Annotated in this window: 12 protein-coding genes and 1 pseudogene; 12 read left to right on the forward strand and 1 reads right to left on the reverse strand. The window is 36.8% G+C overall.

Annotated features, from left to right (window positions below):
- Positions 1 to 467, reverse strand: a pseudogene (locus EZ449_RS13375) (IS1634 family transposase); the annotation flags it as partial.
- 100 nt (positions 468 to 567) lie between these two features.
- On the opposite strand from EZ449_RS13375, the gene EZ449_RS22685 reads away from it, so the two are divergent.
- The 12 genes from EZ449_RS22685 to EZ449_RS13430 all read left to right on the forward strand — a co-directional run bounded on the left by EZ449_RS22685 (position 568) and on the right by EZ449_RS13430 (position 16378).
- Complete coding sequence (locus tag EZ449_RS22685; RefSeq protein ID WP_165499758.1) at positions 568 to 738, forward strand: hypothetical protein; 171 nt, start codon at positions 568 to 570, stop codon at positions 736 to 738.
- Positions 739 to 888: 150 nt separating this feature from the next.
- Positions 889 to 1386, forward strand: coding sequence for a cupin domain-containing protein (locus EZ449_RS13380; protein ID WP_131559600.1), 498 nt, complete (start codon positions 889 to 891; stop codon positions 1384 to 1386).
- 136 nt (positions 1387 to 1522) lie between these two features.
- On the forward strand, positions 1523 to 2251 hold the full coding sequence (locus EZ449_RS13385) for an acyl-CoA desaturase (protein ID WP_131559602.1): 729 nt from the start codon (positions 1523 to 1525) through the stop codon (positions 2249 to 2251).
- Between the two features lie 455 nt (positions 2252 to 2706).
- Positions 2707 to 3039 carry a DUF1475 family protein gene (locus EZ449_RS13390; RefSeq protein ID WP_131559605.1) on the forward strand — a complete coding sequence of 111 codons (333 nt, stop codon included), beginning with the start codon at positions 2707 to 2709 and terminating at the stop codon, positions 3037 to 3039.
- A gap of 66 nt (positions 3040 to 3105) precedes the next feature.
- Complete coding sequence (locus EZ449_RS13395) at positions 3106 to 3900, forward strand: DUF1295 domain-containing protein (protein ID WP_131559607.1); 795 nt, start codon at positions 3106 to 3108, stop codon at positions 3898 to 3900.
- Positions 3901 to 3938: 38 nt separating this feature from the next.
- Positions 3939 to 4991: an SAM-dependent methyltransferase gene (locus tag EZ449_RS13400; protein ID WP_131559609.1), complete on the forward strand. Its 1053-nt coding sequence runs from the start codon at positions 3939 to 3941 to the stop codon at positions 4989 to 4991.
- 39 nt (positions 4992 to 5030) lie between these two features.
- Positions 5031 to 6314, forward strand: a complete 1284-nt coding sequence (locus tag EZ449_RS13405) for an NAD(P)/FAD-dependent oxidoreductase (protein ID WP_131559612.1) — start codon at positions 5031 to 5033, stop codon at positions 6312 to 6314.
- A gap of 356 nt (positions 6315 to 6670) precedes the next feature.
- Complete coding sequence (locus EZ449_RS13410; protein WP_131559614.1) at positions 6671 to 7489, forward strand: DUF1365 domain-containing protein; 819 nt, start codon at positions 6671 to 6673, stop codon at positions 7487 to 7489.
- Between the two features lie 11 nt (positions 7490 to 7500).
- Entirely contained in the window at positions 7501 to 8739 is a 1239-nt protein-coding gene (locus EZ449_RS13415; protein WP_131559616.1) for an SAM-dependent methyltransferase, read from the forward strand.
- Positions 8740 to 9024: 285 nt separating this feature from the next.
- On the forward strand, positions 9025 to 11487 hold the full coding sequence (locus EZ449_RS13420; protein WP_131559618.1) for a TonB-dependent receptor domain-containing protein: 2463 nt from the start codon (positions 9025 to 9027) through the stop codon (positions 11485 to 11487).
- Between the two features lie 311 nt (positions 11488 to 11798).
- On the forward strand, positions 11799 to 14930 hold the full coding sequence (locus EZ449_RS13425) for a SusC/RagA family TonB-linked outer membrane protein (protein ID WP_165499759.1): 3132 nt from the start codon (positions 11799 to 11801) through the stop codon (positions 14928 to 14930).
- An 11-nt stretch (positions 14931 to 14941) separates the two neighbouring features.
- Positions 14942 to 16378: a SusD/RagB family nutrient-binding outer membrane lipoprotein gene (locus EZ449_RS13430; RefSeq protein WP_131559621.1), complete on the forward strand. Its 1437-nt coding sequence runs from the start codon at positions 14942 to 14944 to the stop codon at positions 16376 to 16378.
- Positions 16379 to 16407 lie beyond the last annotated feature (29 nt).

A 16407-nucleotide genomic window follows, 5' to 3' on the forward strand; every position in this document is an offset into this window, starting at 1 on the left:
TGTTGCGTATTATAGAGCTTATCCATATAACGATAGATTTTACCCAAATGAAGATCTTCGTCAAAATGTGCCTTCAGGTATTCAATCGTTGCAGATTTGCTCATAGGCTGATCTAGTCTTGAGATAACCAGTTGTCTCAGGATATAATCATCTATCGCATCATATCCAATTGAATCATATACTCTATTTAGTATAAGCTGAGTGCCATTGTGAAGGATATTTTCAATATTGGAAAGCAGGAGGTTGGTAACGTACGCTTCATCTGTCTCCTGGGTATGCTGCTCGAATAAACCTTCTCCCTTTACCTGATTATCTGCCCAGATCTTGCCTTCCTTGTAAAAACGTTCAATCTCGGCCTCATCCCTAGAGACACCAATTGTCTTAACCTCCTTAAATTTACCTTGAACCTTGACCGCTACCACAATGCTAGTGGTGCCAGAACGGTTCTTTTTTTTGCGAACAAACATGCCTAAAGATAGTTCTTAATCGCCTTGCGTCACCCAAATTGGTGATGCAAATACCGTAACTAACATAAGATCAAGTCGTTGTGAAATTTATTAAAAAATCATGGCGAAGTCAGGACAAATTGTAGAAGTACATGGCGGAACAATATGGTTTGAAAGTAATTTAGATCGTGGAATTGCATTTTACATTAATTGCAAAAAATTTTACGGGTTGTTGGTAAAAAGATATGTTGAGTTTGGAGTCAAAAAGAATTCAGTTTTTGAAAGATCTTGATCACTGTTTATACAATTTAAAAAATAAAATGGCCGAAAGGGGTTTTTTAATTTATAAGCATTATTTTTGCGGCAATTATAGAACCACATTGGCAAACTTTGCCGCCAGTGAATAACCAGATAATCATTATAAAAAATAAATTCTTTACCCATGACAAACGACAAAAAAGAAATATTCGATAGCGTTGCACAACGTTTAAAAATTGAAGGTTTTAATGTAGTAAACCGCGATGAAACTCGTCCTTGGGGTGGTTTCTTTGTAATTGATGAAGCACAGGCACAACAATTTGCAGATACTTATTTCGATGGATTAGATGTTGAAAGCTTAAAAATCGGAGGCAAATTAAGTCCGAAGATTTTAATAGTTGCCCCAAACACACGCCTTTCGTGGCAATATCATCACCGTAGAGCCGAAATTTGGCAAGTGGTTACAGGTACCGTTGGCATTAAAACCAGCGAAACCGATGAAGAAGGTGAAGTGAAAAAATATGCACCAAAAGACCAGATTAAATTACAACAAGGTGAGCGTCACCGTTTAATTGGTTTAGATGATTGGGGTGTTGTTGCAGAGATTTGGCAACATACTGATGCTTCAAACCCATCAGATGAAAGCGATATCGTTCGCGTTCAAGACGATTTTGGTAGATAATAAATTTTTTGTTTAGAATCCTGTTCGAAAAATTTGAACAGGATTCTTCTTGTTCTTATATTCCTAAACAGGTGGTTTATTAACTATCGAAAACTAAACGTCATAGATTTACGTTTATTAAGCATACACACAATACATGATTATCCTCATTTTCTTTCTTTGCCATTGGTTTTTATCTCTATTTAGTCAAACCTTTTTTCTTCACCGTTATTCATCGCATAAGATGTTTAAAATGGAGCCTTTTTGGGAAAAATTCTTTTATTTGATATTATTGATTTCTCAAGGTTCATCTTTCTTAAATCCAAGGGCTTATGCCATTTTGCACCGTATGCATCATGCCTATAGCGATACAGAGAAAGACCCACATTCGCCTCATTTCTTTAAGGATGTTTTTGGGATGATGATAGCTACAAAAAACATGTACATGAATTATCTGCAGTTTAAAATACAGCCAGAACCTGCGTTTCAAGGTAATTATCCCGAGTGGCCTGTTGTGGATAAGATTGGAAATTCGTGGTGGTGGAGAATTACTTGTGGTTTGTTCTACATTGGTTTTTACATCATGTTTGCCAACCATTGGTGGTTGTTTATTTTATTGCCAGTCCACTTTTTAATGGGACCCTTGCATGGTGCAATCGTAAATTGGTGTGGACATAAATATGGTTACTCAAACCATGATAACGATGACCATAGTAAGAATTCTTTACCTTGGGATTTCCTCTTGATGGGCGAGCTGTTTCAAAATAATCACCACAAGAAACCAAATAGCCCTAATTTTGCGACTAAATGGTGGGAGTTTGACCCAACTTATCCTGTGATGAAATTCTTGCATTGGGTGAGAATTATTAAGATTAGAAAGGTATAGCCCTTGTCCTGGCCGGACAGGCTTTTTTCTTTTTTACAACAAAAATAAACTAAACCGAGCTTTGCAGCGAGCTCATTAATGCAATTAAAACAATAAGGGCTGATTAATAAATTGATGGCTGAAAATTTTTGTTCTGAAGTCTGTACTTTGGCTTGAGTACTGCGTACCCAAAAATTTGTTTGGCCGGATTGAAGTTAAATGGAGATGTAATACTTAGGCTTGATATGATGGAAAACATGTAGGTAACGCAAATTTCCTAGCGTTTTTTATCTTGGACCTGTCGAGAGGCAATTTTAAATAATGAACTGCACATCGGTTTTCTGACAATGACCTGTGTTAACTAAGGGACAGGAACGAGCGTCCCGATTTTTTTATCGGGATAAAGTGGATGGCGGGGCTATCGGAACCGATTTAATAGAACCTTGCTTTTCTAATAATATTTAAATTTCCTCATCATGATAAATTTCTTGAAAATCGTTTTCTCCGCATTGTTTGTATTCATGTGCTATAAGGTAATTTCTACTTCTTTAGAAAGCAACCTTTTTGAACAGTGGGATTTTCTTGGTAGTATCCCTTGGATGCGTGCCACCCTTTGGGATTTTTACGCCAACATCTTCATTATCACACTGTGGATGTTTTATAAGGAAAAAAGCATTATTCTTAAAATCTCTATCACAGTTTTGTTCGTATGTTTAGGTAGTATAGCAACCTTGGCCTATGTTTTGGTCTATTTATTCAAACTAAAAGAGGGCGAGGGTGTTAAAGAATTGCTGGTAAATAAAGGTTAAAAGTTAATGGGCAATGGTCTGATAGCTTTATAGCCATTAACCATCAAGCCAAAACTATTAACCCGAATGGACTATAGAAATCTACTTTTTATTGCGCTTATCTCCCTTATTGCTTGTTGTGGCATAATGGCTGTTATTTGGCTTTGGGCTAAACGCATCAAAAACGCTGGTGTTGTCGATGTTTTTTGGGCGTTAAACTTCCCTGTCATCACCATCATTACTTTCTTTTTAGCGGAGGGATTTCAAACCCGAAAAATATTAATCTGTTCTATTTTTCTGCTTGCAGAGCTGCGGCTTGGCATTCATTTATGGCAAAGAGTAATTGGTCATTTAGATGAAGAAGAGGGAAGATACCAACGACTGCGCAGCGAATGGGGCGATAAAGCCGATAGAAACTTCTTTGTTTTCTTCCAATTTCAGGCCATTTCAAATGTGCTCCTTGCTATTCCATTTTTCATTATCACGGCGAATATTTCAACTAAAATTTCCATTTTAGAATATATTGGTTTGGCCATTTGGGCAGTTGCTTTTTTAGGCGAAATGATTGCCGACAGACAACTTGCCGCCTTTAAGAAAGACCCGAAAAACAAAGGCAAGGTTTGCGATACGGGGTTGTGGTATTATAGTCGCCACCCCAATTATTTCTTCGAGTGGTTAACCTGGATGGCTTATTTCATCTTTGCGTTGGCATCTCCTTGGGGAATTTTGGCCATCATCAGTCCTGCGATTATTTTATATCTATTAACCAAAGTAACGGGCGTTCCCAATAATGAAGAACAAAATTTAAGGAGTAAGCCCGAGGCTTATAAAAAATATCAACAAACAACTTCTTCCTTTTTTCCGTGGTTTAAGAAAGCTTAAAACCTTAAACCTTTTACCTTACAACCCTCTACCTTGATATGTGGTACGATAAACTTTTAGAAAACGATAAACTTCCTGATTCAGCTTTGCGATTGGGCATTAGAAAACTTTGCAAACAGCGTTTAGATGATGAAACTTTAGGCGATGAAGAGCTGCAGCAAGAGAAATTTATGGATTTGGTTGATGAATTAAAACAATCGCCAATTGCCGTTAATACTGCTGAAGCCAATGAGCAACACTATGAATTGCCTACTCAGTTTTTTCAATATTGCTTAGGTAAAAACCTGAAATATAGTAGTGGATATTGGAAACCTGGTGTTAAAGATATTGATACATCAGAAGATGATATGTTGGCTTTAACTTGCAAACGGGCAGATTTACAAAGCGGACAGAATGTGTTGGAGTTGGGCTGTGGCTGGGGTTCTTTATCGTTATACATGGCGGCGAAGTTTCCTAAAAGCACTTTTACGGTTGTTTCAAATTCGGCTACACAGAAAATCTTCATTGATGAAACTGCAACGCAAAGAGGCATCCAAAACTTAACGGTTTTAACTGCCGATATGAACACTTTTACCATCGCCGATACTTTCGATAGGATTGTTTCTGTAGAAATGTTCGAGCACATGCGTAACTATAAATTCTTGCTGAATAAAGTTGCTGGTTTCTTAAAACCTGATGGAAAATTGTTCGTTCATATCTTTACCCACAAGATTTTAGCCTACAAATTTGAGGTTATTGATGAAACCGATTGGATGAGTAAATACTTTTTCACGGGAGGAATTATGCCCTCGAACCATTTGTTTTTCTACTTTAATGATGACCTTAAAATTGATAAGCATTGGGTAGTAAACGGAACGAATTACGGCAAAACATCCGAAGCTTGGTTAAGTAACATGGATAAGCATAAAAAAGAAATTATGCCGATTTTAGAAAATACTTATGGTAAAAACCAAGCCGTGAAATGGTGGGTTTACTGGCGGTTATTTTACATGAGTTGCGCCGAATTGTTTAATTATAATAAGGGTAACGAATGGATGGTTTGTCATTATTTGTTCAGCCCCACCCAGCTTAGCTCAAGGGGAGGAGCATAAGGAGCCTAAAAATAATTTACAAATAGCGGTTAATTTTATATGAACGATTTAAACTCCTCCCCTTTGGGGAGGTCGGGAGGGGCCAAGCTCGCCATTATTGGCTCTGGGATAGCAGGAATGGGTTGTGCCCACAAGCTGCAACACAAATACGATATTACAGTTTTCGAGAAAGCTGATTATATTGGCGGTCATACGAATACCATTACGCTCGAAGAAGATGGCAAACCCATTTATCTGGATAGTGGTTTTATGGTTTTTAACTATCATACCTACCCGAATTTGACAGAAATGTTCACAGAAATCGATGCGCCCGTAATCAAAACGGATATGTCTTTTAGTGTTCAGTTTTTGCCAAAAAAATTAGAATACAGTGGTTCTAGTTTAAATCATTTATTCGCACAGCGGAAGAATTTGTTCAATTTTTCTTATTTGAAAATGTTGATGCAGATTAACCGTTTCAACAAGCAAAGCGTTGAAATTTTAGATAAACCAGAGTATCAGGATTATTCTATCGGGAAGTTTTTTAAAGAGTTTGGGTACAGCGATGATATGCTTTGGCAATACCTGATTCCGATGAGTGCCGCGGTTTGGAGTGCGCCAATAGAGCAGATTTTAGATTTTCCTGCAGTTTCGCTGATTCGTTTTTTTAAGAATCATGGCTTTTTAGGATTAGATACACAACACCAATGGTACACATTGAAAAACGGAAGTCAGGCTTACCGCGAAAAACTGATTGCGCCATTTCGTAATAGAATCAAAATCAATAATAAAATCGTTTCCGTTCGTAGATTGGAGAATGGAAAGGCTGAAGTAGAAAATTCAAAAGGCGAAAAATTCGAGTTTGATAAGGTAATAATGGCTTGCCATGCCGACCAAACTTTCGATATTGTCAAAGATAAGACAGCTTTAGAAATCGAGTTTCTTTCGAAGTTTAAATATCAATTAAATAAAGCAGTGGTGCATACCGATGAAGACCAAATGCCTAAAGCTAAATTGGCTTGGAGCAGTTGGAATTATCGGGTAGAAAAGCAAGGAGAAAAACTTTTGCCGAGTACGATCTATTGGATGAATAGTTTGCAGGGCGTTTCTAAAAAAACAAATTATTTTGTTTCGATTAACCCAACGGGAAGCTTAAATCCTAATAAAATCCTAAAGGAAATCGATTATAATCATCCATTGTTTGATGTTCCTGCCATGCAGGCGCAAGAACGGTTGCATGAATTAAATCAGAACGGGCCTGTTTATTATTGTGGGAGCTATTTTAAGTATGGTTTTCATGAAGATGCGTACAAAAGTGCGGTGGATTTGTGTAGGGAACTTTAATTTGCTACCGTCATTTCGACCGCAGTGGAGAAGTCTTTCAAAATAACTATTTTTTGTCCTAGCCAGACAGGCTTTTTCTTTTTGATGTAAAAAAGACCTGCGAAGCAAGCTTGAACACAGATGAAAAAATATAAACTTGTGAAAACGCAAAAAAAACCGGCTGAAAATTTTTCTTTTAAAGTTAATGGTTTGGCTTTGACAAGCTATTCCGAAAAATTTGTTAGGCCGGATTAAAGTAGAACGGAGATGGGATGGTTGGACTTAGTTAGATGGAAATGCACGTTGTTAAGCATTTTGCCTATTCATTGCCGTCGTGCTTCAGCCCACGGATAAATAAGAAAATTTTGTAAATTGGAATGGAAATGCAACTAAACTCGTCTATCTATACCGCCAAAGTAATGCATCATCGTATTGCGCCAAAAAAGCATTCTTTTTGGTACAACGTGTATATGTTTTATATCGATTTGGATGAGATAGATTTGTTGGCAAAAAAACTTCGGTGGTTCAGTAGAACTAAGTTTAACCTATTTTCTTTTAGAGATGCTGAGCATTTGCAATTGCCTAAGGGAAATCCTAATAAGGCAAAAAATACTCGTCAGCATTTGGAAGATTATTTGAAAGGATATGGAGTTAATGCTGCAAGTTATAAAATAAAACTGCTGACTAACCTGAACGTTTTAGGTTATAATTTTAATCCAGTTTCTTTCTACTATTGCTTTGATGAGGATGGAAGCCCTGTTTGTTGTGTGGCCGAAATCAGCAATACCTATCGCGAAATGAAGCTTTTTTTCTTTGGAAAAGAAGAATTAGATGGTGATACTTTCAGAAAAATTACTACAAAATATTTTTATGTCTCTCCATTTATAGATCATGATGATTCGTTCGATTTCAATTTAAAAGTACCAACCGACAAATTGGATATCAAGATTGATGATTTGGATAAATCGGGGAAAAAGTTCTTTTTTACCACTTTAAAAGGAGATGAAAAACAACTTACAAATGCCAATCTGTTAAAATGTTTCTTCTCCATTCCACTAATTCCACTGCAAATTATGGGTATGATCCATTGGCAAGCTTTTAGATTATGGTTAAAAAAACTCTCTTTCCATCCAAAGGCCGAAAACCCTGAACTACAACGCAACGTATATAAACCTTATAAACCGCAAACAAAATAGATTAAAAGATTATGAATACGCTTACCGCTACTAAAACATCGACTGGTTTTTATGAAAGGGTTGTGCTAAATGCACTTTCTAAAATGAATTTAGGAAAATTGGAACTTTCTTTACCATGTGGTGAAACCCTAGTTTTTGGGAACGGTGAAGATAAGATTTCGGCAAGTATTCAAGTAAACCACCCAGATTTCTTTAAATCGATAGCATTGTATGGCGATATTGGTTTCGGTGAAGGTTACACATCTGGTTTATGGGATACTTCAAACATCACCAATGTAATTAAGTGGGTTATTCTAAATATAGAAAACGCTCCTTCTATTACAGGGAGCAAAGTAAAATCAGCTGCTTTGAATCTTTTTAAATTCGTAAATAAGTTAACTCATGTACGAAGAGCAAATACTTTAGCAGGTTCACAAAAAAATATATCAGAACATTACGATTTAAATAATGATTTTTTCGCCACTTTTTTAGATAATACAATGACTTATTCTAGTGGTTATTTTAACCCCGAAGGTTTAAGTCTGGAAGATTCTCAATATGCCAAATACGATAGGTTAGCAAAACAACTTAAGGTTAAAGCTACTGACCATGTTTTGGAAATTGGTAGCGGCTGGGGCGGAAACGCAATCTTTCTCGCTAAAAATTATGGTTGCAAAGTTACTTCTGTTACCATCTCAAAAGAACAACAAAAATTGGCGATTGAACGCGTAAAAGAGGAGAATTTGGAGGATAAAGTTACTATTATCATTCAGGATTACCGTAAAATTGAAGGAACCTTTGATAAAATTGTTTCCATAGAAATGTTGGAAGCTGTCGGTCATCAATATCTGGAAACCTATTTTGAGAAATGCCAGCAACTTTTAAAGCCTGAAGGGATTTTTGCCTTTCAGGTGATTACTTCACCGGATTGCAGGTATGATAAGCTAAGAAGCGGCGTAGATTGGATTCAAAAACATATTTTCCCAGGATCTCTATTGCCATCGGTTGCGGCAATAAATAAAGCTATCAATAATACAGGCGACTTAACCATGGTCGATTTAAAAGATATGGGTTTAGATTATGCCAAAACACTTCACCTTTGGTATTTGGAATTTAACAAACATTTGGATAAAGTTAAAGCCTTAGGCTTCGATGAAACTTTCATTCGCAAATGGAATTATTACCTAAATTATTGTGAGGCGGCATTTGCCATGCGTAACATTAACGTAATGCAACTGGTTTATTCGAGACCAAATAATATCTCCAGATGATGTAAGATGGGAGATGGATGATGGAATAGTTGATCTAAGAATAAATTAAGATGGATAATGGGCGAGGAGCTTGTTATCCATTTTTTGCATTTGGCCGCCATTAATCTTACATTTTCCATCTTCCATGATTTCCCGTTTTCCATCTTTTGTCATCTTCCTTAAATTTTTGCCGATAAAATTCGCACCTTTGCCGACTAAATTTACGCAGTCGCATAAAAAGTATTCTTCACCATTGTAACAAATGGCAATTTGTGTCGACTAATAACCAAAGATTAACAAACTAACATGAAACGAATTTTACTCCTAATCCTATCCTTAGGTATATTTATTAATGCTCAGGCACAGTTTCCTGCAGGTGGCTTTGGCGGAGGTGCACAAAAAGCAACTGTTACGGGTCGAATTACTGCCGTAATATTGGATTCAATAACCAAGCAACCAATTGATTATGCTACAATATCATTAATCAAGGTTAAGGATAATAAATCGGTAAATGGAGGTGTAACCGATCCAAAAGGAAAGCTATCACTACTTAATGTGGCTCCTGATTCCTATAAATTAATGATTGGCTTTATGGGCTACAAAACCAAATCTATCTTGGTTACTACAACCCCGACAAAACCCGATAATAATTTAGGAACTTTATATATCTCTTCATCAGAAAACGCTTTAGCCGATGTTCAGGTTCAGGGTACAAAAGCAATTATCGAGAATAAAATAGATAGAATGGTCTACAATGCCGAGGCTGATGGAACCAACGCTGGTGGCGATGCTACCGATGTAATGCGTAAAGTACCTATGCTTTCGGTTGATCCGACAGGAAATATTCAACTACGTGGTGCAGCTGTAAGGGTTTTAATTAATGGAAAACCATCTGGTACCATGGCAAGCAGTGTTGCCGATGCATTAAAAATGATTCCTGCTGAGCAGATTAAAAGTGTAGAGGTAATTACCAGTCCCTCGGCTAAATACGATGCTGAAGGTTCAGGTGGTATTATTAATATTATCACAAAAAAATCTAATGCTCAAGGAGTTTCTGGTAGTATAAGTGCCGCAGCAGGTACGCGTCAAAATAATGGTGCGTTTAACCTAACAGCAAAAACCGGAAGGTTAAGCGTTAATACTAGTTTAGGCACTAATTTGGCCTATGCCCAAGATTCGAGAACAGAGTTTATAACCAATACCGTTTACTCAAATGGAACTACTAATAACATTGTGCAAAATGGTGTTTCTAAATGGAGCCGAAATGGTTATAATGGAAGTGCAGGTTTAGATTACGATTTTAATGCCTACAATAACCTTAGCACCACAGTTAAGCTCAATAACTTTTCTAACGGTGGCCCAGGTTCATCAACCTACAACATAAACGGTTTTCCATCTACCAATATCAGTGATATGGATATGACTTTTAATAACTTAGATTGGAATGTTGATTATCGAAAAACAAGCAAAAAGGAAGGGGAAGAATTTTCAATTTCTGCGCAGCTTTCATCTGGCCGTACGCCAACAAGTTTTAGCAATATCCTTATTCCTGATGGTGCTACAACGGGTATAGAGCGTATAAGCAATAATACTGGTAAAAATAATGAATATACAGCTCAAACAGATTATACCTATCCATTTAGCAAAGCTGTTGTTCTAGAAGTTGGAGCTAAAGGTATTTTCCGTGATATAAAAAGCCAGTTTGATGTTTCTGCCCAAGATTTTGATTATAACCAGAACGTTGGTGCAGGTTACGGTGTAATTAGTTTCGATTTAACAAAAAAGATAAAAGTTAAGGGAGGATTAAGGGCAGAATATACACAGATCGATTTTAATACTCAAAACAGTGGCGTTCAGAAAAACGATTATTTTAATTTATTTCCTAGTGTTATTGTATCGCAAACATTAAAAGGAAGTACAACACTTAAACTAAGTTATAACAGGAGGGTACAAAGACCTACGCAATCTTATTTAAATCCATTTAGAAATGAAAGCGATCAATTCAATATACAACAAGGTAACCCACAATTAAACCCAGAATTAAGTGATAATTTAGAGCTTGGTTATTCTACTTTTATTAAAGGGTCAGTTATCAATGCATCGATTTTTTATCGCCGTACTGGTGGGGTAATCGAAAGTTCTATTTCGCCAATAAAAGAATTAAATCCAACCACAAATTTATTGGTTGATAAAACTTTAACATCTTACATTAACGTGGGTACGGCAGAAACCTATGGTTTTAACCTTTTTGCATCTTACAACATTAAACCAAAATGGACCTTGATGACAAATTTTGCTGGTAATACTTACTCGGTAACCAACAATGAGACCAATATCAATACGGGTACCTATTTTAATTTCAACTGGTTTGTACGTTCTGCCTATGGTTTTGGTAAAGGCTATAATTTTGAGCTTTTCAATGTTATTACCTCTAAAAGACGTACTTATCAAGGGTCAACAGATCCATTCTACATTTATGGCGGATCTATTAAAAAAGATATCTTAAAGAAAAAGGGAAGCATTGGTCTTAACGTTTTAAATCCTTTCACTAAAGATTTACACATAAAAACAGTAAATAATGCAGTAAATGCAACAGGTAAAATTTACCAAAGTGCCAACATTTATTATCCGTTACGCTCCTTTGGAGTTAACTTTAGCTACACTTTCGGTAAGCTTAAGTTTACGGAGAAAAAGAAAATCAAAAACGACGACGTGAAGCAAGATCAACAGCAGCAACAAGGTGGTGGAATGGGTGGTGTACAAAATTAAAAACCCAATTTAATATATATTGTAAAGCCTTTCTGTTTTTTAGAGAGGCTTTTTTTTTGTTAATCGTAATTTTTATTGGGTTTGCCTTAAGCAGTAAAGTGGATTTGTGATTCTAACTTTCTTAATCTTCTATTCTTGGTATGATGAATAAGGTTTGCTAGTAAAAATGCATGTTTTTGCAGTATATATGCAGGATTATGCAATAATAGCGCATATAATATTGTTATTTGGTCTTTTATTGTGCGTGTTTTTTGTTCTGAAAAACCATATATTGCATTTAACTAACAATCGTTAACCTAAATAATAGAGATATGAAAAAAATCTTTACATCACTCTTTTTCCTGTTTATTTTACTTATGGGCATATCCTCAATGGCTCAGGTAAGAACAGTAACTGGGAATATTACCGCATCAGATGATGGCGGGCCTTTACCAGGGGCAAGTATAAAAATTAAAGGAACTACCATAGGTACCTCTACCGATGGAAATGGTAATTTTACGATTTCAGTTCCATCAAACAGTGCTATTCTTTCGGTTAGCCTTATTGGTTATAAGACACAAGAAATTACCGTTGGAGATAAAACAACCATTGCAATTTTGCTGGCTTCTGATTCGCAGCAATTGCAGGAGGTTACGGTTTCAACTGCTTTAGGGATTACTCGTCAGGCTAAATCTTTAGGTTATTCGGCACAGCAAGTAAATAGTGCAGATTTAAATTTTAATCATCAACCCAACTTGGTAAATGCTTTACAAGGAAAAGTTGCTGGTGCTACAATATCCAGTACAGGCGGTGGCCCAGGGCAAGGCGCAAGTATTAGGATTAGGGGAGTAAACTCCATCGATCCAAATATCTCTGGCGATCCACTTTATGTAATCGATGGTGTTCAAATTGATAATTCAACCTCAACCCTTGGGGCAAATCCAGATGGTAGTGCTTATGGTGCCAGAGGCGTAACCAATAGGGCCTCCGATGTAAACCCTGAAGATATTGAAACCATTAATATTCTGAAAGGTGGTGCAGCAACTGCTTTGTATGGTTTAAGAGGGGCAAATGGGGTTGTAGTAATCACTACCAAAAGAGGAAAGCAGAATGGTGTACAAGTTAATTTTAATAGTAGTTATGGTTTTGATCAAGTATTGATCAGTCCAAAAGTACAAACAGAATATACTCAGGGTGTGTTGGGTGCTTATACCAATCCTCCTGGCGGAATTGGACCAGCATGGGGTCCAACAATTGCTGAAGCTAAATTAATTGATCCAACACATCCTGATCAGCTTTTTAACAACTATGATCAAGCTTTCGGTACAGGCCAACAAGTAAAAAATTCGGTTTCACTTACTGGTGGAAGCGATGCAATTAAGTTTTTCTCATCTATTTCTCAGCTTTATCAAAAAGGGATGATGCCCAATACGGATAATAAGAATTTATCTGCAAGATTAAATACCGACCTGATCATCAGTCCTAAGTTTAAAGCTTCCGTTAATATGAATTTTACAAATTCTGGCGGTTATACTTATGCAGCTGATAGATTTGGAGAGGGTTTAGCCTATTTCTCGCCGCGATACGATGTGTCGGATTACCAGAATGCAGATGGTTCTCAAAAATATCTTGGAACTAATAATCCAATCTGGGGTACCGCGAATAATAAGCTCAAAGGCGATGTTAATCGGTTCATTGGTGGAGCCAGCCTAAGCTACGATCCTGCAAAGTGGCTGAATTTATCTTACCGTTTTGGGATAGATACCTACAATGATAACCGCGTAAGAACTGCTCGTGGGCCAATGTACACGGGTGAGGCCATGTATGATAACCTTCAAGGTTTTTATGGAGAATACAATACGAAATTTAGAACTTTGAACAGTACCGTTGTGGCCACATTTACTTCTAAATTGGGCGAGGATATTACCGGTACATTGAGGTTGGGACAAGAACTTTATGACAGGAGGATTAAAGAAATTGGAACCTTGGGTAGCATATTAGGTATTTATGATTTCTTCAATCTTTCTAACGCCGGCGTACTTACTCCAAGTCAAAATATTAGACAAAAACGCTTGGTAGGTTATTTTGGTGAAGCCACCTTTGAATATAAAAACTATTTGTTTTTTACTGTAACCGGAAGAAATGATATTACCTCAACCTTGCCAAAAGAAAGTAGATCCTTCTTTTATCCATCTGCAAGTTTAAGTTACGTATTTTCTGATCAATTTAAATTGCCTACCGTAATCAGCCAGGCAAAATTGAGATTATCTTATGCCCGTATTGGTAAAGACGCTTCGGAATATTCAACTTTTACAGGCTATACGCCATACTCTGCCTTGCCAACAGGTACAGGTGGTTTAACAATTGCATCTAACCTCGGTAATCCAGATTTGCTGCCAGAGTTTACCAATACTTATGAGGCAGGTTTGGAAATGTCATTTTTCAAAAATCGTTTAGGATTTGATTTCACCTACTATTATTCATTGAGTCAGAATCAAATTATTCAAACCCAAATCTCCTCAGCTGTGGGTTATGTAACCAAATCAATTAATGCTGGAGATATTAGAAACCGTGGTGTGGAATTGGTTATAAATGGCAAGCCTATAGTTGGTAAAGATTTCAATTGGAGTGTTAACCTTAATCTTTCTGCAAACAGAAACAAAGTGCTCTCTATGCCTAATGGTATATCAGAAATTGTTTACGGTGCAGCAAGGGGTTATGGAAATGCAGGGGTAACCATGAAACTTATTGAAGGACAACCTTATGGTAACATTTACGGAAGTTACTTCCAGAGGTATTCTGCAACGCCACAAGATCCAATTTTATTAGATAAAAATCTACCTTTATTAATCGGAGCCAATGGTTTTCCAATTATCTCTGGCGGAACACAAAGATTATTAGGCAACTCTCAACCAAATTATATTATTGGTCTAGGGAATACATTCAACTACAAAAATTTCAGTTTGAATGTGTTGTTTGATGCTCGATTAGGTTTTGAGAAATATAACTGGCTAGAAGATTTTTATTCGGCCTTTGGTTTGCCAGATTATACCACTGATAGAAGATCGTTTAAAACTTTTGAAGGAGTGCTTGCAAATGGAACACCAAATACCAAGCAAGTATGGCTAGGGCAAACAACCGGTCCTGATGGAGTTAATTATGGTGAAGGCTATTACCGTATCTATTACAGAAATGTTTCTGAACCATTTGTAAGTGATGCCTCATGGGTGCGTTTACGTTCAGCGAGCTTATCTTATCGCTTCCCAGAAAAGTGGTTACCTAAAAAAGCAATTAAAAATGCTTCACTATCAGTAACTGGAAATAATTTATGGTTGTGGACACAATATTACGGAGTTGACCCTGAATCGAGTTCTTATGATTCTGGTAGCAACAACGATGGATCAGCAGGTTTCACCTATCCATCAGCCCGTACCATTATGTTTACGCTTAATGTTGGATTTTAAATAGAAAAACGATGCAAAAAATTATAAAATATACACTGCTTTCAGCAGCAATTGCAATGTTGGGTTTGCAAAGCTGTAAGGATAGTTACTTCGATAAATTGTCTAACAATCCAAATCAAGTAGCCGCCCCATCCTTAAATGCACTATTGGCTACCTCAACTTACAAAGCTGGTAATAACAATTTCAATGTGGCGAGTATTATTGTTCCTTATGTTCAATATACGGCTAATCCAGCGGCTAATGGTGCAGGAGATACTTATCAATCTATTGATTTTAGCGGTACTTGGGATGCGCTTTATTTTGCCATGGCTGATGCAAATGAAATGAAGAAATTGGCAATCACACTCAATTCAAGTGAATATAAGGGCGTGGCCGATGTACTTATTGCTTACAACTTGATGATGGTAAACGACTTATGGGGAGATGCTCCGTTTTCTGAAGCATTTAATATCAACAATTTAGTGCCAAAATACGATAAGCAGCAAGAAGTTTATACTTCTACAATGGCACTTATTGATGAGGCAATTGTAGAATTGGCAAAAACAAATTCAGCTGTTAAACTGGCAGCAGCAAGCGATTTAATTTATGGTACAACTGCAGCTACAGAAAGGTCAAATTGGCTAAAAATGGCCTACGCATTAAAAGCAAGACTTTTAAACAAGGTGAGTAAAACATCATCATACAATCCAACTGCTGTTTTGGATGCAGTAAGTAAGTCTTTCGCAAATAATGATGAAGATGCCAGAATGCAAACTTTTAGAGAAAGAAATCCTTGGGCAAACGTTGCGCTAAATAATGCAAACCAATCATTAGGCGGATGGCTTTCTGAGCAATTGATAGATGCATTGAGAGGTGTTACTTACCCAGGAGTTATTGATCCAAGGCTTGCAAAGATCACTGATAAGACCGTTGATGGGACTTATATCGGTACAGTTAACGGAGCTGGTAATCGTCCGCCAGGGGCAAATACTTTAAAAAATGAAAATTATATTTCTCAAAGTTCTCCATGGAGTGGGCTTACCTCTCCAATATTTATTGTTACTTATGCGGAGTTGAAGTTTATCGAGGCAGAAGCTGCATTTGATACGGATAGAACAAGATCGTATAATGCTTATTTAGCTGCAATACGTGCTAATATGGATAAATTTCAGGTTTTAGCTGCTGATAAAGAAGCTTATGTAACTTTGCCAAGTGTTTCTGTAGGCGCTGCAGCATTAACAAAGGATTTAATCTTTAAGGAAAAATATATTGCAACCTATTTAAATCCAGAGGCCTGGAATGATGCTCGCCGCTTTGATTACAAGTATAAAGATTTTGGTATGCCAATGAATGCAGCACTTCCAACATTTATTCGCCGATTGGATTATCCTCAAGGCGAAAGAAGTAAAAATGGTGCTAACGTTCCAGTAGAAGTGCTAAGAACTACCAAGTTATGGTGGGATCAGTAACAATCTTGTAAAAAACGAACCTTTCGAGT

The organism is Pedobacter frigidisoli, assembly GCF_004331675.1.
GTDB lineage: Bacteria > Bacteroidota > Bacteroidia > Sphingobacteriales > Sphingobacteriaceae > Pedobacter > Pedobacter frigidisoli.